Annotated in this window: 12 protein-coding genes; 6 read left to right on the top strand and 6 right to left on the bottom strand. The window is 73.1% G+C overall.

Annotation, left to right across the window (positions count from 1 at the left end; genetic code table 11):
- Nucleotides 1-128 precede the first annotated feature (128 nt).
- From egtA to egtD, 4 genes are read left to right on the top strand one after another with little or no spacing between them, the layout of a single operon-like run.
- Nucleotides 129-1790, top strand: a complete 1662-nt coding sequence (gene egtA / locus FRAEUI1C_RS35485) for an ergothioneine biosynthesis glutamate--cysteine ligase EgtA (protein WP_013428227.1) — start codon at nucleotides 129-131, stop codon at nucleotides 1788-1790.
- 26 nt (nucleotides 1791-1816) lie between these two features.
- Nucleotides 1817-3346 carry an ergothioneine biosynthesis protein EgtB gene (gene egtB, locus FRAEUI1C_RS35490; protein ID WP_013428228.1) on the top strand — a complete coding sequence of 510 codons (1530 nt, stop codon included), beginning with the start codon at nucleotides 1817-1819 and terminating at the stop codon, nucleotides 3344-3346.
- A gap of 47 nt (nucleotides 3347-3393) precedes the next feature.
- Nucleotides 3394-4299: an ergothioneine biosynthesis protein EgtC gene (gene egtC / locus FRAEUI1C_RS35495; RefSeq protein WP_013428229.1), complete on the top strand. Its 906-nt coding sequence runs from the start codon at nucleotides 3394-3396 to the stop codon at nucleotides 4297-4299.
- A gap of 14 nt (nucleotides 4300-4313) precedes the next feature.
- Entirely contained in the window at nucleotides 4314-5546 is a 1233-nt protein-coding gene (gene egtD / locus FRAEUI1C_RS35500; protein WP_013428230.1) for an L-histidine N(alpha)-methyltransferase, read from the top strand.
- Nucleotides 5547-5643: 97 nt separating this feature from the next.
- Here the strand turns inward: egtD and ilvD are convergent, their stop codons facing one another.
- A complete protein-coding gene (gene ilvD, locus FRAEUI1C_RS35505; protein ID WP_013428231.1) occupies nucleotides 5644-7497 on the bottom strand; it encodes a dihydroxy-acid dehydratase in 1854 nt (617 codons plus the stop codon).
- 347 nt (nucleotides 7498-7844) lie between these two features.
- Entirely contained in the window at nucleotides 7845-10475 is a 2631-nt protein-coding gene (locus tag FRAEUI1C_RS35510; protein ID WP_013428232.1) for a WD40 repeat domain-containing serine/threonine protein kinase, read from the bottom strand.
- Between the two features lie 130 nt (nucleotides 10476-10605).
- On the opposite strand from FRAEUI1C_RS35510, the gene FRAEUI1C_RS35515 reads away from it, so the two are divergent.
- Nucleotides 10606-10959, top strand: a complete 354-nt coding sequence (locus FRAEUI1C_RS35515) for an antibiotic biosynthesis monooxygenase family protein (RefSeq protein ID WP_013428233.1) — start codon at nucleotides 10606-10608, stop codon at nucleotides 10957-10959.
- A gap of 29 nt (nucleotides 10960-10988) precedes the next feature.
- Complete coding sequence (locus tag FRAEUI1C_RS35520) at nucleotides 10989-11648, top strand: hypothetical protein (protein WP_013428234.1); 660 nt, start codon at nucleotides 10989-10991, stop codon at nucleotides 11646-11648.
- A gap of 1306 nt (nucleotides 11649-12954) precedes the next feature.
- On the opposite strand, the gene FRAEUI1C_RS35525 is transcribed toward FRAEUI1C_RS35520, so the two are convergent.
- From FRAEUI1C_RS35525 to rplI, 4 genes are all read right to left on the bottom strand, one after another.
- A complete protein-coding gene (locus tag FRAEUI1C_RS35525; protein WP_013428235.1) occupies nucleotides 12955-13455 on the bottom strand; it encodes a GNAT family N-acetyltransferase in 501 nt (166 codons plus the stop codon).
- A 127-nt stretch (nucleotides 13456-13582) separates the two neighbouring features.
- Complete coding sequence (locus FRAEUI1C_RS35530; RefSeq protein WP_013428236.1) at nucleotides 13583-14599, bottom strand: CobW family GTP-binding protein; 1017 nt, start codon at nucleotides 14597-14599, stop codon at nucleotides 13583-13585.
- Between the two features lie 78 nt (nucleotides 14600-14677).
- Nucleotides 14678-16036 carry a replicative DNA helicase gene (dnaB, locus tag FRAEUI1C_RS35535; RefSeq protein ID WP_041259852.1) on the bottom strand — a complete coding sequence of 453 codons (1359 nt, stop codon included), beginning with the start codon at nucleotides 16034-16036 and terminating at the stop codon, nucleotides 14678-14680.
- Nucleotides 16037-16822: 786 nt separating this feature from the next.
- Nucleotides 16823-17269, bottom strand: coding sequence for a 50S ribosomal protein L9 (gene rplI, locus FRAEUI1C_RS35540; RefSeq protein ID WP_013428238.1), 447 nt, complete (start codon nucleotides 17267-17269; stop codon nucleotides 16823-16825).
- Between the last annotated feature and the right edge of the window lie 14 nt (nucleotides 17270-17283).

Below are 17283 nucleotides of genomic sequence, written 5' to 3' on the forward strand. Positions count from 1 at the left end.
CGGGCCGGGTACCTGGCCGATCGGCGGGCGGTCGCGCTCCCGCGCCCGACGTGGAAGGTTCCGAACCGCGCCCCGAACGCCAGCTCCCGCCCGTGTCAGCGCGGTGGGACCGGTCCCGGGAGGAATTCATGCCACCCCGTCCGATCTCGGCACCCTCCGCCGCCGCGGCGAACACCCGCCCGACGCTCACGCCGGCCCGCTCCCTGGCCGCACCCCCCGACGTGGCGACGAGGCCGGCCGCGCCGCCCAGGGCTCCCGCCGGCCGACCGACCGGGCCGCGTGGCCCGCGGCGACGGTCGCTCGCCGGTGTGACCGTGGACGACGTGCTGCGGTTCGCGGCCGGCTGCCTACCGGCCCGGCCGGGGCCGCGGTCCGTCGGCGTCGAGACGGAGTGGCTGGTCGTCGACCGGGCCGCGAACGACGCGCCGGTGCCGCCGGAGCGGACGTCCGCCGCGCTGGCGCCACTGCTCGCCACCCTCGGGTCCAACGGCTCGGCCGCGTCAGGAGAGCCAGCGGGAGCCGTGCCGGACGCCACCGGCGCCGTGCTGGCCGGCGGCAGCAGGCTCACGTTCGAGCCCGGCGGCCAGTTGGAGCTGTCCGGCGCGCCGCTGCCGCTGTCGGCCGCCCTGGACGCCGTGCGGGCGGATCTGGCCCAGGTTCGCGCGGCCCTCGCCGACGCCGGACTGGCCCTGGCCGGGCTCGGGCTCGACCCGTTGCGCCCGCCGACCCGCTGGCTCACCGACGACCGGTATGCCTCGATGGCCGGGTACTGGGCGGCCAGCGGCCATGACGCCGGCCGGATCATGATGTGCTCCAGCGCGTCCGTGCAGATCAACCTCGACGCGGGCGCCGACCCGCTCGACATCGTCCGGCGCTGGCGGCTGGCCCACCGGCTGCGTCCGGTGCTGGTCGCGATGTTCGCCGCGTCGCCGGCTCGCCTGGGCAGGTTGACCGGCTTCGGCTCGGCCCGGACCCGGATGTGGGAGTCGCTGGACCCGACCAGGACGGTCCAGGTCGGCCCGACGCAGGTGGCCGCGGCCGACCTGGCCGACCGGTGGGCGGAGTACCTGCTCTCGGCCCGCCTCATGATGATCGCCGTCGCGCCGGACACCGGCCGGGATGCCGGTGGCTCGGCCGGTCCGAGCTCCGCCACCGGGCCCGGCTCCCGGACCGGTCCGGGCCGTCAGCAGCGGCTGGTGGCCGTGCGGGACGGCACGACGTTCGGTGACTGGCTGCGGGGCGCCGGCCCGACGGACCGGCCGCCGCTCTACGACGACCTGGCGCTGCACGCGACCACGATCTTCCCGCCGGTCCGCCCGCGCGGCTGGCTGGAGATCCGCTACCTGGACGCCCAGCCGGGCGACGGCTGGCTGGTGCCCGTCGCGGTGACCACAGCGCTGCTCGACGACCCGGTCGCCTCCGCCGGCGCGCTGGCCGCCTGCCGCGAGGCCGACAAGGGCTGGCGGCAGGCCAGCGCGTTCGGCCTGCGTGACGACGCCCTGCGCCGGGCCGCGGTCAGCTGCGTCGACCTCGCGCTGGACGGCCTGGTCCGGCTCGGCGCCGACGAGAGCACCCGCGCGGCCGTGGCCCGGTTCCGGGACCGCTACCCGGCCCGCGGCCGTACCCCGCCGACGACCTGGCCGACCGGTTCACCCAGGTCGGCCCCGCCGGCCTGCTCCGCGACCAGTTCCGCTGAGGAGCGGCCGACCGGGCACGGAGATCGACACTGTCTGTCAAGTTTGCCCAAAATCTGTGCACATCCAGGGCCGAATCCGGCGGCCGGTGTTTAGCTGCTCATGGACGGACGGAGGGGCAGATGGCGGGATCAGCGGTGCCGGCACACCCCGGACCAACGACGGCCGAACCGGCGACGGCCGACGAAGGGACGGACCTCTCGGGCGGCCTTGCCGCCGGCGGGTCGCACCCGGCCCCCGTACCGGCCGGCCCAGCGGGATGGGCCGAGGCCCTCGAACGCAGCCGGCGCCGGACGCTGACGTACACGGATCTCGACGACGACCTGCTGATACGGCAGCACTCCCCCCTGATGTCGCCGCTGGTCTGGGACCTGGCGCACATCGGTAACTACGAGGAGCTCTGGCTGCTTCGGGCGCTGACCGGCGCGGACCCGCTCCTTCCGGGCATCGACGACCTGTACGACGCGTTCCGTCATCCGCGCGCCGACCGGCCGGCCCTCCCGCTGCTGCCCCCGGACCAGGCCCGCGGCTACATCGCCGACGTCCGCTCCCGCGTCCTCGACGCCATGGCGGCACTGGACTCCCGGTCTGTGGACTCCCGGCCCGCCGGCTGGGGCGGCCAACGGGACGACGTGGTCACGCGGCTGCTGTCGGGCGGGTTCGTCTACGGGATGGTCGTCCAGCACGAGCACCAGCACGACGAGACGCTGCTCGCCACGCTGCAGCTCGCCACCGCGGCGCGGGTCCAGCCACGCCCGGCGCGGGATCCTGTGGTCGACGAGGGCGTGGCGCTGCCGGCGGGACGACCGGTGAGCGGCGAGGTCCTCGTGCCCGCCGGGCCGTTCACGATGGGCACCAGCACCGACCCGTGGGCCTACGACAACGAGCGCCCAGCGCATCGCGTCGACGTACCGGCCTTCTGGATCGACCGGCTGCCCGTCTCGAACCGGGCCCAGCTGGCGTTCCTCGACGCCGGCGGCTACGACGACGAACGGCTCTGGTCGCCGGCCGGCTGGGCCTGGCGCTGCCGCGAACGGCTGGAGGCCCCGCTGTTCTGGCGGCGCGACGGCGCGGGCGGCTGGCTGCGCCGCCGGTTCGGCCGCGACGAGGCCCTGCCGCTCGACGAGCCGGTGCAGCATGTCTGCTGGTACGAGGCCGAGGCACACGCCCGTTGGGCCGGCCGGCGACTGCCCACCGAGACCGAGTGGGAGAAGGCCTGCGCGTTCGACCCGGCGTCCGGCCGGTCGCGCCGCTTCCCATGGGGCGACGACCCGCCGACGCCGCGCCACGCGAACCTCGGTCACCGCGCCGCCCGGCCGGCTCCGCTGGGCGCCTACCCGGACGGCGCCAGCGCGAGTGGCGTCGAACAAATGATCGGTGACGTCTGGGAGTGGACGTCGAGCGGCTTCACCGCCTACCCGGGCTTCGCCGCCTTCCCCTACCGGGAGTACAGCGAGGTCTTCTTCCGCGGCCCCGACGGCGTCGAGCGGGCTGACGCCGACCCGGACCAGCAGTTCCGGGGCTACCGGGTCCTGCGCGGCGGCTCCTGGGCCGCGGACCCGAGCGCCGCGCGGGCCACCTTCCGCAACTGGGACCACCCGATCCGCCGCCAGATCTTCGTCGGCTTCCGGCTGGCCAGGGACGCGGACTGACCCACGGCCGGACCCGGCCGAACCAGACCGAGTGAAGGGCCGACCGCATGTGCAGACACCTCGCCTGGCTCGGTGCCGACCGCACCCTCGCCGACCTGCTGCTGCGCCGTCCGTCCGGGCTGCTGCAGCAGTCGTGGGCGCCCAGGCAGCAACGGCACGGCCGGGTCAACGCTGACGGCTTCGGGGTCGGCTGGTACGTGCCGGCCCTGCGCCCGCAGCCCGCGCGCTACCGGCGGGCGGTGCCGATGTGGACCGACGCCTCGTTCGCCTCGTTCGCGGAGGTCGTCGCGTCGGGCTGCGTCCTGGCCGCGGTGCGCGACGCGACCGTGGGCATGCCGATCGAGGAGACCTCGACCGCGCCCTTCACCCATGGGCCGCTGCTGCTCAGCCACAACGGGCGGGTGAGCGTCGACGTCCTGCTCGCCCTGCTGGCCGGTCGGCCCGACGCCCCACCGCCGGACTCCCGGTGTGACTCGGCGCTGCTGGCCGCGCTGGTCTGGGAGCGGGCGCTCGCCGGGCTGACGCTGGCGGACGCGGTGGCCGAGGTGGTGACGACGGTCGGCGCGAAGGCGGCCGCGCGGGAGGCCAGCCGGGCGGCGGGCGACGCGGGCCAGCAGCCGCCCAGCCGGTTGAACGTGCTGGTCACCGACGGGCGGCAGATCGTCGCCACGACCTGGGACGACACCCTCTGGTACCGGGTCTCGTCGGCTGGCGTCCTGGTCGCGAGCGAGCCTGACGACGACGCTCCGATGGTCCGGGTGCCGGGCGGCGCCGAATCCGTCAGCGAAGGACGAGCGAGCGCCGAAAGCCACCCAGCCACTGAACTGCACCCAGGCAACGGAACGGACGTCTGGGTGGAAGTCCCGAACCACCGCCTGCTCGTAGCCGACACACGCAAAGTAACTGTAAGTAATTTGATCTCGCAGGACGGTTACTCTGGGTTCACTACCTGACGGAGGGCGTCCGTATGACTTCGAGGACACCGACATCGGGGGCGGACACCGTCCAGTCCCCGGACGCGGTCATCGCTGGCCAGGACCGGGCCGTACACGTCGCTGGCCAGGACCGGGCCGGGCACGTCTCTGACCAAGGGCGGGCCGGGCACACCACCGGCCAAGGACGGGCCGCGCGCACTCCGACCCCGGCCGATGTGGCCGCCCTGCTGAAGGCCCGCGGCGGTATGACGATCGAGCGGCACCTGACCGATGCGCAGCGGACCGCCGCGCTGGCGGCGGACGTCCGCCGCGGCCTGGCCGCCACGCCCAAGGAGCTCCCGCCGACCTGGTTCTACGACACCACCGGCAGCATGCTGTTCGGCAAGATCACCGAACTGCCGGAGTACTACCAGACCAGGGCCGAGCGGGCGATCCTCGCCACCCACGCGGCGCAGCTGGCCACCGAGCTCGAGACGGCGGTCCCCGGCGGCGTCGACTCGCTGGTGGAGCTGGGCTCGGGGACCTCCGAGAAGACCCGGACGCTGCTGGCGGCGCTCGCCGGCACCGGCCGGCTGCGGCGGTTCATCCCGTTCGACGTCGACGCGGAGGCACTCTCCCGCGCCGGCGCCGCTGCCCGGGCGAACCACCCGGGGCTCGCCGTGCACGCCGTCGTCGGGGACTTCCGCCAGCATCTGGGCCTGCTGCCCATCCAGCCGGCCGGCGGCACGCTCGTCGCGTTCCTCGGCGGCGCGATCGGCAACCTGCGCCCGCCCGAGCGGGCGGCGCTGCTCACCGAACTGCGGTCCGGTCTCGACCAGGCGAACGGGTCACGGGAGCACGGCGGCCGGGCCCAGGCACTGCTGCTCGGCACGGACCTGGTCAAGGAGCCGGCTCGGCTGGTCGCCGCCTACGACGACAGCGCCGGGGTCACCGCCGCGTTCAACCGCAACCTGCTCACCGTGCTCAACCGGGAGCTGGGCGCGGACTTCGACCTGCGCGGGTTCGCCCACGTCGCCCACTGGGACGCCGAGAACCGCTGGATCGAAATGCGGCTGCGCTCGGTCAAGGCGCAGACGGTGAAGGTGACGGCCCTCGACCTGACCGTCGAGTTCGCCGAGGGCGAGGAGATCCGCACCGAGATCAGCGCGAAGTTCGACCACGCCATGGTCGAACGGGAGCTCGCCGCCGCCGGCTGGCGGCTCGCGCAGTGGTGGGCGGACCCGGACGGCGACTTCGCCCTCTCCCTGGCCATCGCCGCCGCGTAGGCGCTGGGAAGCCGCAGAGCCCCCAGGAGACAGCCCAAGCCCGGCCCGCGACCACTGGTCGCGGGCCGGGCTTCGTCGGGGTGGGATGGCGCCGGTCTCAGCCGCCGAGCAGGCTGACGTCCCTGGCGGCGCCCGTCGCGGCCGACGTGGCCATCGCGGCATAAGCCCGCAGCGCCGCTGACACGGTGCGCTCACGGTTCACCGGCCGGTAGCCGTTACCCGCCTCCAGCTCGGCTCGGCGGCTGGCGAGCTCCGCTTCCGGCACCATCAGCTCGATCCGGCGGGCGGGGATGTCGATCTCGATCCGGTCACCGTCGCGGACCAGCGCGATCGTGCCGCCATGCGCCGCCTCCGGCGAGACATGCCCGATCGACAGGCCGGAGCTACCGCCGGAGAACCGCCCGTCGGTGATCAGCGCGCACTTCGGCCCGAGGCCGCGCCCCTTCAGGTACGCCGTCGGGTAGAGCATCTCCTGCATGCCCGGCCCGCCGCGCGGCCCCTCGTAGCGGACGACGACCACGTCTCCGGGCTTGACCCGGTTGCCGAGGATCGCCTCGACCGCTGCCTCCTGGCTCTCGACCACGACGGCCGGCCCGGCGAACACCCACTGGTCCTCCGGGACGCCGGCGGTCTTGACCACCGCGCCGTCGTCGGCCAGGTTGCCGTGCAGCACGGCGAGCCCGCCCTCGGCCGAGTAGGCGTGCTCGGCGGAGCGGATACAGCCGTCCACGGCGTCGGTGTCGAGCGTGTCCCAGCGGTTCGTCGAGCTGAACGGCTCGACGGTGCGCACCCCGCCCGGCGCGGCATGGAACAGCTCGACGGCGTCCGGCGCCGGGCTCGCGGAACGGATGTCCCACCGGTCCAGGAACTCGCGCAGGCTCGCCGAGTGCACGCTGTGCACCCCGCGGTCGAGCAGCCCGGCCCGGTCCAGCTCGCCGAGGATCGCCGGGATACCGCCGGCGCGGTGCACGTCCTCCATGTAGTACTTCGTCGAGCTCGGGGCCACCTTGCACAGGTTCGGCACCCGGCGGGAGATCTCGTCGATGTCGTGCAGGTCGACCGGTACCTCGGCCTCGACGGCGGCGGCGAGCAGGTGCAGCACCGTGTTCGTCGAGCCGCCCATCGCGACGTCGACGGCGAACGCGTTGCGGAACGCGGCGGCGCTCGCGATCGAGCGCGGCAGCACGCCCTCGTCGTCCTTCTCGTAGTACCGACGCGCGAGGTCGACGACGAGGCGCCCGGCCTCGACGAACAGCTCCTTGCGGGCCGCGGCGGTCGCCAGCGTCGAGCCGTTGCCCGGCAGGGCGAGGCCCAGCGCCTCGGTCAGGCAGTTCATCGAGTTCGCGGTGAACATGCCGGAGCAGGACCCACAGGTCGGGCAGGCGGACCGCTCGATGATCCCGAGGTCGGCGTCGGAGACGTCCGGGTTGACGGCGGCGCTCATCGCGTCGATCAGGTCGAGCCGGGAGCGCACGGTGCCGTTCTGGACGACCGCGTTGCCGGACTCCATCGCCCCGCCGGAGACGAACACGGTCGGGATGTTGAGGCGCAGCGCGGCCAGCAGCATGCCCGGCGTGATCTTGTCGCAGTTCGAGATGCAGACCAGTGCGTCCGCGCAGTGCGCGTTCACCATGTACTCGACGCTGTCGGCGATGATCTCCCGCGACGGCAGCGAGTACAGCATGCCGCCGTGGCCCATCGCGATGCCGTCGTCGACGGCGATCGTGTTGAACTCGCGGCCGACGCCGCCAGCGGCCGCGACCGAGTCCGCGACCAGCTTGCCCAGGTCCCTCAGGTGCACATGCCCGGGGACGAACTGGGTGAAGCTGTTGGCGATCGCCACGATCGGCTTGCCGAAGTCGTCCTCGGTCATCCCGGTCGCCCGCCAGAGCGCGCGGGCACCGGCCATGTTCCGGCCATGAGTGGTGGTACGGGAACGCAGTGCGGGCATCTTCGTAACCTCAGGACCTTCGACGGCGGTACGAACGCGAGGCGGGGCCCCACAGCGGGCGCGGGGTCGCGCGGGCCAGGTCGCCGCACTCGCGGGCGGACGCGCACCTGCCTCGGAGGGTTCACCGGCGCGAGGCCGCCAGTACGCGTGGGCACACGCCTCGGTTCGGCGGCGCACCGTTCACCAGCGTATCTGCTGCCCTGTTCAATCCCTGTGTCCGGCCTCACGCCGACCGCCGCCCCCGGCCTGGACCGGGCTCGCTGTCCTGTGCGCTGGTCGCCGGACGGCCGACTCTCCCGACCACTACGTAGGGCTCGACCTGCCGGTTCGCCGGTTGGGTCGGGAGGTCAACTCGGTTGCCACAGGCGGACGGTGTTGTCGCCCGCGGTGGCGAGTGTGTCGGACGTCGGGGAGAAGGCGAGCGCGCGGACGGTGCCGACGTGGCCGGTGGCCAGCTGCCCGAGAGGCTCCGGGCTCGTGAGGTCGTCGAGCGTCCACAGCTGGACGGCGGCGCCGATGCCGCCCGCGGCGGCCAGGGTGCGGCCGTCCGCGCTGAGGGCGACCGACCGGATCTGCCCGTTGCCCCTGCTGGTGACCTGAGCCAACGGGTACGGCCGGTCCGGCTTGTCGACGTCCCACAGATGGACGGCGCCGAAGCCGGCCCCCGCGACCAAGACCCGGCCATCCTGCGTGAACGCGAGCGCCTGCACATGCCAGCGGTGGCCGGCCAGCGGCGGGCCGACCGGGCGCGGGACCGTGGCGGTCAGGTCCCACAGCAGCGCGGTGTGATCGGTCCCGGCCGTCGCCAGCAGCCCGCCGTCGGGCGAGAACGCGACCGCGAGCACCTTCCCCTGATGGCCGCCCAGCGGCTGCCCGAACTGGCGCACCACGCCGCGGCCGGACGCCGCCGGGTCGCGCTCCCCCGGGTCCAGCTCCCACAGCCGGGCCGTCCCGTCGAGGCTCCCGGTCGCCAGGAACCGCCCAAGCGGTGAGAACGCCACCGCCGTCACCTGATCCGTGTGGCCGAGCCCGATCGCGGGCATTCGCGCGGACGGCCCGGTGGCCTCGACCGCCGGCTGCCGCCAGACGCGGACGGTGTGGTCGCTGCCCGCCGTGGCCAGCGCCGTCCCGTCCGGGGCGTAGGCGACGGCGAGCACGCGGCCCTCGTGGCCGCGCAGCGGCTCCCCCAGCGGGATCGCCACGTCGGGCCCGGGCGCCTCCTCGGCCAGCCGCCACCGTCGGACGGTGCCGTCCGCGCCGCCGGAGGCAAGCACCCCGCCTCCCGGCGCGAAGGCCACGGACTCGACGTGCCCCGTATGACCGGCCAGCGGCTCGCCGAGCGGCGTGGCGTTGACGGTGCCACCGGCGGCACCCCGCCGGCCGGCGAACAGCCGCCCCGATCTGCGCCGCGCCGTCACACCGGTAACCGGCTCCCCGTCGCGCCGGCGGGACGGCTCGTCCGACCGGTCGCCGTCGGCACGCAGGTGCGACGGGACGAACGTGGTCGCATCCCGGGTCGGCGGGTCGGTGGTCACGGCCCGCGGCGAGGGCGTCGCGGTTGGCGTGACGGGACCGCCGGCTGTCCCACGGGCGGGGCCCGCGGCTGGCCGCGACCGCGAGTCCTGGTCCGCCGGCGCGGTCGACCGGCCGCCCGCCGGGCCCATCAGGTCGCCGGGACCGGTCGGATCGCTGGGCGCAGTCGGATCGCCGGGCGCAGTCGCGCCATCAGCGGCAGTCGCACCGCCCAGGGCAGTCGCACCGCCCGGGGCAATCTGACCGCCCGGGGCAGCGGCACCACCGGGCGCAGCTAGGTTGCCGGGCGCAGCTGGATCGTCAAGGGCAGCCGGGCGGCCAGGGGCATTCTGGCCACCGGGGCCCGACGCGTCGTGGGTGCCGAGGGTGTCGTCGCCGAAGTCGCGAGCGATCTCGGCGGCGAGTGCCAGCGCCTCATCGAGGTCGCCGGCCGGAGCGGAATCGAGGACCGCCGCGGACGGCCCGTCCAGGCCGTCGAGGGGACGTGCACCGACGAGATGCAGCAGCAGTTCCTGCGCCGTGGGCCGGCGGTCCGGGTCCTTCGCCATCGCGCGGGCGACAAGCTGCCGAAGGCCCGGTTCGAGACCGGAGAGGTCAGGTTCGTCGTTGACGGCCCGGTAGAGGATGACAGGACTCGGACCTTCGCCATGCGGGAGCCGGCCGGTCGCGGCGAAGAGCAGGACGCCACCCCAGGCGTAGATGTCAGCCGGTGGGGCGACGACGGCGCCGAGGGCCTGTTCTGGCGCCATGAACGCGGGAGTTCCGACACCGGCATGAGTGAAGGTCGTCGTCGCGTCCAGTGCGCGGGCGATCCCGAAGTCGATGACCCGGGCTCCGGACGGCGAAAGCATGATGTTGCCGGGCTTCAGGTCTCGGTGGACCAGCCCGGCGGCATGGATCGCGGTCAGCGCCGAGGCGACCGCGACCGCCAGCCGCTCCACCTCGGCGCTGGACAGCGGCCCGTCCTGACGGACGGTCGCCGCCAGGGTGCGTCCCTCGATGTACTCGGTGACGAGGTAGGGCCGGCGGGACTCAACGTCCACATCCAGCACCTCGGCCGTGCAGAACCGGGCCACCCTCCGGGCCGCCGTCGCCTCCCGCCCGAAGCGCTCACGGAACTCGGGCTCCCGCGCCAGGTCGGGCCTGACCATCTTGACCGCTACCAACGGGCCGGTACCGTTCTCACCCGTCTTGCCGTCGTCCTGCGGGCTCTGGACCGCGGCCTCAGCCAGAAGGCCCGAGCCGTTCACCCCGGTCCGGCGGCCAAGGTAGACGGTGCCCATCCCGCCCTGACCCAGGCGACCCAGCAGAAGGTACGGGCCAAGCCGGGTCGGGTCGTCCTCGTCGAGCGGTTCCACCAGCTGGCTCCCGACCGCGCTGTCCCCGACGACCATGCTGGCTCCGGCCATCGCGCCGATGCCTCCGTCGCCCTCGATCTTCAGCACGAAGGATATTCGCCTCGGTCCGCGCGGTCGCCCAGGTTCGCGTACCAGTCCGTATGTAGACACATCGCTGATCGGTACGGGAGTTGCGGGCGGCCAGCGGAGGCCGCGGTCCAGGTGCCAGACTTGCGGCATGAGCGCTACCGGGCCGGCGGCGGGCGGCACCCCCGTCACGGAGATCGCAAGGTTTGACGTGAAACCAGGTACGGAGAGCGACTTCATCGTCGCTTACCGCACGGTTCGACACGAGATCGCCACCGCGCCAGGCTGCCGATCGATCCGGATGAGTCGCGGGGTCGAGTCGCCGAGCTCATTCGTGCTGATCGTCGAGTGGGCCAGCCTGGAGGCACATACCGAGGGCTTCCGCGGCTCCGAGGGCTTCGGGCGCTGGCGCGCGGCGATCGGTCCGTTCTTCGCAGGCACACCGTCGGTCGAGCACGTCGCCAGCGTCGAGGCCTCGGCGGAAGCCACGGCCGGCGCCGTCTGACGGCACGGACTTAAGCGACGGGGCCCGGCATGGGCGAGTTCTTCAAGCAGTTCTTCGGGTTCCTGGTGTTCTCGCCGTTGACCGCGGCAGTATTCGGCTTCGGCATCTGGATCCTGCCGGCGGTGTTCCTGCGAGACGTTGTCGCCCGGCTGCGGCTACGTTTCTTCCACTTCTTCGTCAGTGGTTACGTCTTCATCGCGATCATGACGATCTATTTGCTCGCCGCCGGTTCGCGGACGAAGACCGGCGACCGGCACCACCAGGCTGGACCGTTCGTCGGCATGCTCGCGTCGCTGGCGCTGGCCTGGTGGCTCAACCGACTGCTGCGTACCCGCTTCCCCCGGCGCAATCCGGGCGGAACCAACGGATCAGGAGTCGCGGCCGGCCAGCAACCGGGCTACCCCGGCGCGCACCAGCACGGCTACCCCGGGCCGAACCAGCCGGGCTACGGTCACCCCGCGTACCGCCCGCCGGGCTACGGTCAGCAGCCCGGTTACCCGCCTCATCCCGGCTATCCCGGCTACCCGGCCTATGGCCCGCCCCAACCCGCGCCGCCCGTCCAGCCGTCCAACCAACCGCCCGCGCACCCCGACGCCGACGGCATCCCCAACCAGCCACGCACCCCTGGCGTGCCCTGGGTCGTCCCCCCGCCCGCCGACCCCGCCCCTCCGACCACTCCGCCGGAGTAGTCACGAAGAACGATCACCGCACCCCGCGGAACGCGCACCGCAACCCGCGGAACGCGCACCGCAACCCGCGGAACGCGCACCGTCCCGCGGAACGCGGGCGGGACGGGCACCGCGGAACGCGGAACGCGCACCCGTGGAGCGCGGCACTGCCCGTGGTACGCGGGCGGGACGGGCACGGCTGACGTTCGCTGACGTGCACCACCCTGCATGCGCAGGCGCCACCCAACCCGTCCCGCCGTACCCCCGGAGCAATCGCGCGTCCAGAGCCCGGCGCCGCGGACGACCAGCCCGCTCGGCGGAACGCGGCCGACCCAACGACGGGCTCCCTGAATCCTGGAGACACGACGCGGGCACCGCCAACGATCTCCGCGTTCCGCGGAACGGTCGGCGCGCGGACGCCACGGAGGCCCAAGGCTTCGTCGGAACGTCAGCCAGCCGGCCAAACGATCTCCGCGTTCCGCGGAACGCCAGACGACCTCCTCGTTCCGCTGGAACGGGTGCCGCAGACGATCCTCGCGTTCCGCGGAACGCGGCCGAGCCCACCGACGGACTCACCCCGTCCGGTACGCGCTGCGCGCAGGCGCGGCGGATCGCCCGCTCCCTGGCGCAACTCGCCAGCCAACAGCGGTGACGATCTCCGCGTTCCGCGGAACGCGACCGAGCCACGAGCGAACTCACCGACTCCTGGGCCGATCTGCGCGCAGATGCGACAGATCGCCGCGTTCCCGGAACGCCCCGCCAGCCGACACCGATCACGATCTCCGCGTTCCGCGGAACGCGACCGAGCTGGCGTCGCCACGGCCCAGTCCGGCGACCGCCCACGCGCTACCGTCGCCCAGCCGACGCCGGTAACGATCTCCGCGTTCCGCGGAACGCGACCGAGCGACGAGTGCACTCACCGACTCCGGGCCGCCTGCACACGGAGGCGGCTGAGCTCCGCGTCGGCGGAACGCGACCGAGTCACAGTCGACTCTCCCTCCGGAGAACACGTTGCGCGGGCGCGGGACGATCTCCGCGTTCCGCGCGGAACGCGCCGCGCCGCGCCGCGCCGCAGCGGGCCGGGGCGGGGCGGGGCGGGCACGGCGGAGCGCCGCGCTGCGCGAGCGGCCGATGCTGACGCCGGGCCGGTTGGAGGACGGGCATCGATCAGGCAGCGTCTCGACCGACGAGGGTGGTGCGGTGCCAGCGGTCACTGTCGAGGCCCCAGCGGTCACCGTCGTGATCTCGGTGGCCGCGGTGATCTCGGTGGCCGCGGTCGCTGCGCGGCGGGGGTTTGGGGCGGGCCCGCGGGCCGGCCCGGGGCCCGTCAGGCCCGGGTGGTCGGGCGGTTCAGGGCGTACACGATCACGGGCTTGTCGAACAGGATGCCGTGACGGAGCACGGAGAAGCCCAGCCGCTGCGCGACGCGGTGGGAGGCGGCGTTCTCCGGGTGGATGTAGGCGGCCAGGTAGTTCTCGGTCAGGTGCTCGAAGGCCCAGTCGATGCAGGCCTGGGCCGCTTCGGTGGCGTAGCCGCGGCCCCACGCCTCGGCGCGCAGGGTCCAGGCCATCTCGACCTCACCGAACTCGTCCCAGAACTGCGGGCCGATCCGGCCGACGAACTCGCCGGTCGTCTTCAGGTGCACCGAGAACAGTCCGTGGCCCCGGTCCGCCCACTGTTTTTCAACTGTCTCCAGCCGGACCAGCGCCTGGTCGCGGGTGTAGGTGCCAACGAAGCGGTTGACCCGGTCGTCGGCATGCAGTGCCAGGAAGGCGTCGACATCCGCCAGCCGCAGCGGACGCAGCACCAACCGGTCCGTCTCGAGCACGGTGCAGACCTTTCGCCGTGGACCTCTCCTGGCGCCGGGCGGCGACCGTGACCGACGCGTTCAGCGTCGGCGACGCCACGGTATTACGCCCGGTGTCGCCGCTGTCCGGGCCGGCTGGACGCCTCTGTCAGGAACTCAGGCGGCGGTAGCGGGTGAAACGACGCACGCCCTCGGCGGCCGGGCGGCCGGAGCAGGGCCGCAGAACCTCCTCCAGGCGGGCCCGGGCCGCTGCCTGGTCGAGATGCAGGCCGATCGCGACCAAACCGTCGGGACCGTCGGAGGAAGGCCTTGCCGCGACGTGGATCTGCGGCCCGACGATGTTGACGACGAAACCGCGCGGGCCTCGCCCGGTGTCCACCGTCACGGTGCCCTTCAGGCGGTAGGCCCCCGCCGGCGGGTCCTCCAGCAGGTCGACCAGCGGACCGGGGTCAATGGGGCCGGTAGCCGGCACCGTCACCGCGTGGACGTGCCGGTGGGACTCCTCGCCCGGGTCCTGCCTGGCCGCGGCCGCGAAGGGGAGCTCGTCGACCGGGTCTTCCGTGGTGGCGGCGTCGAACACGAGTGCGGGGTCGACCCGCCCGTGGGTCGTGTCGACGAGGTGGGCGCGGGGGTTGGCCTCGCGTACCCGGGCGGCGATCCGGGCCACCGTCTCAGCCCGGACCTCGGTGGCGACACGGTCGGTCTTGTTGATCACGACGAGCGAGGCTGCCGAGAACCTGGCCGGCGGCGGCCCACCGCTGTCGACGGTGTCGAAGTAGGCGGCCGCGTCGATCACGTCGACCAGGCCGCCGGGGCGCGCGCGCCGCACGCCGCTGAACTGGATGAGCCGGGCCAGGGCCGGGGGGTCGGCGACGCCGCTGGCCTCCACGAGCACCGCGTCCAGCCGTAGCCGAGGCTGGGTGAGCTTCTCCAGCGCGTCGTCCAGGCCGTCCGTGTCCGGAACGCAGCACACACAGCCGCCCGTGATCGCGGCCGGCTCGTCCACCTGGCCGGTGATCAGGGCAGCGTCGACGTTGATCGCGCCAAAGTCGTTGACCACCACCCCGATGCGCGCCCCCGGCGCCCGGAGCAGGTGGTTGAGCACGGTGGTCTTGCCCGCGCCCAGGTACCCCGTGAGCGCGATCACCGGCACCCGTTGGCCCATCCGCCGCCTCCTCCCGCGCCAGCGCCAACCCCGCGCGGCGGTGCGGGACCGGCGAAGTGCCCGTACTTGACGAGAAGCCTAGTTGGCCATGTCGACAAAGCGGGAGTAATGCCCCTGAAAGGCAACGGTCACGGTGCCGGTCGGGCCGTTTCGGTGTTTTGCGATAATGAGGTCCGCCTCGCCGGCCCGCGCCGATTCCTTTTCGACGGTGTCCTCACGGTAGAGGAGGATGACGGCGTCGGCGTCCTGCTCAAGCGAGCCGGACTCACGGAGGTCCGAGACCTGCGGCCGCTTGTCCGCCCGCTGTTCCGACGCCCGGTTCAGCTGGGATATGGCGACGACCGGGATCTCCAGCTCCTTGGCGAGCAGCTTGAGCGACCGGGAGATCTCGCTGACCTCCTGTTGGCGGCTCTCCACCCGCTTCGGCGAGGACATCAGCTGAAGGTAGTCCAGAATGATCAGGCGCAGGTCGTTGCGTTGCCGCAGCCGGCGGGCCTTCGCCCGGATCTCCATCATGGTCAGGTTCGGGCTGTCGTCGATGAACAGCGGCGCCTCGGCCACCTCGCCCATCCGCCGAGCCAGGCGGGCCCAGTCCTCGTCGGTGAGCCGCCCGGTCCGGATGTTCTGCAGGGAGACCCGAGCCTCGGCGGAGAGCAGGCGCATGGTGATCTCCATGCGGCTCATCTCCAGCGAGAAGATGACCGACGCCATGCCATGCTTGATCGAGGCCGCCCGGGCGAAGTCCAGGCCCAGGGTCGACTTACCGACCGCGGGCCGAGCGGCGACGATCCAGAGCTGTCCGCCGTGCAGGCCGTTCGTCAGCTCATCAAGGTCGGCGAAGCCGGTGGGGACACCGGTGAGTGCACCCTCATGCCCGGCGATCGCCTCGATCTCCTCGAGCGCCGGATTGAGCAGGTCCCCGAGGGGGGCGTAGTCGTCGGTGCCCCGACGCTCGGTGACGTCGTAGACGGCGGCCTGGGCGCGGTCCACCAGAGCGTCGACGTCATGGGCCGGCCCGTAGGCGAGCTGGACGATCCGCGTGCCGGCCTCCGCGAGCCGGCGCAGTACGGCCTTCTCGGCGACGATATGGGCGTAGTAACCGGCGTTCGCCGCGGTCGGCACGCTGGAGATAAGGGTGTGCAGGTAGCCGGCGCCGCCGACCCGTTCCAGGAGCTCACGCCGGCCCAGCTCCGCGGCGACGCTCACCGTGTCGGCGGGCTCGCCGCGGCCGTAGAGGTCGCCGACGACCTCGAAGACGGTCGCGTGCGCCGGGCGATAGAAGTCGGTCGCCCGGAGAACCTCGACGACGTCCGCGATCGCGTCCTTCGACAGCAGCATGCCGCCGAGCACGCTCTGTTCGGCCGGGATGTCGTGCGGGGGCGTCCGGTCGAGCTCCAGCGGCTGACCGCCACCGCGCGAGATGTCGGTGACCGTCACCCGCCTCACCCCTGTCCTCGATCATCCCGCGCCGATGCCCGCACTGGCCGTCTCGGGCCGCCCCGACGCACCGAGCGGAGCTGCCGCCCGGACGTTCCGTTCAGCGGAGCCGCCCGGGCCTGTCGCCCGAGGAGGCCGCCCCGCCGTCCGCGCCGGCCGCCCGTTCGGACCGAGCCCGCTCAGACCGAGCCCGCTCAGACCGAGCCCGCTCAGACCGTCGCACAGCCCGAACCCAACTATCGAACAAATGTTCGAGGTAAGGCGGCCCGTTGTCAAGGAGACACCCACGAGGGACCGCGCACCGCCCGGGACGGCGAACGCACGTACGACCGAACGCCGACTTTAGGGGCTGGCAGGCACGCCCGGCAAAAAGTTATCCACAGACTTGTGTGGATAACCTGTGGGCAACGCCGGTAGTACCTGGGGAAAGACTCGGGACGACGACTGATGAGCTGTGGACGGCTAGGTCACGTTCCGTTCAAATTTCCCCGCTGGGCTGGTCATCTGCCCTCAGGCCCTGTGGACAGAGAAAAGTCCGCCGAAACCCGCGAACGAATCGTCTGCACGACGAACACAACCCATGCGTGGGCACTGGCGGCGGCCAATCGGGCCCGGAAACGGCACTGCCCGGTGCCTCGACAACCGCGCGAGACGGTTGTCGAGGCACCGGGCAGTGGTGGAGCGACGGCCGAGCGGGGCTCCGGGCCCGCTGACCCGAAGGCTGAGAACCCGACGGCCGAGAACCCGAAGGCTGGGGAACCCGGAGACCCGGACCCGGACCGTGAATCAGGCCGCGGAGACGCGGACCGTCACCTGGGCGGTCACCTCGGGGTGCAGGTGCACCGCGACGGTGTGCTGCCCGAGCGACTTGATCGGCGAGGTCAGCTGGACCTTGCGCTTGTCGAGCGCAGGGCCACCGGCCCGGGTGACCGCGTCCGTGACGTCGCCGGCCGTGATCGAGCCGAAGAGCCGGCCCTCCTTGCCCGCGCGGCTGACCAGCGTGACGCTCAGCGCCTTGAGCTGCTCGGCGATCTCCTGCGCGTGGCCGAGGTCGCGGACCTCGCGGGCCGAGCGGGCCCGCTTGATCTGGTCGACCTGACGCTCGACACCGCGAGTCGCCACGATCGCGAACTGCTTCGGAACGAGGTAGTTACGGCCGTAGCCGTCGGCGACCTCGACGATGTCGCCGGGGCTGCCGAGGCCGGGCACCTCGTGGGTGAGAACGAGCTTCATGTCGGCGTCACCCT

The organism is Pseudofrankia inefficax (assembly GCF_000166135.1).
Taxonomy (GTDB): domain Bacteria; phylum Actinomycetota; class Actinomycetes; order Frankiales; family Frankiaceae; genus Pseudofrankia; species Pseudofrankia inefficax.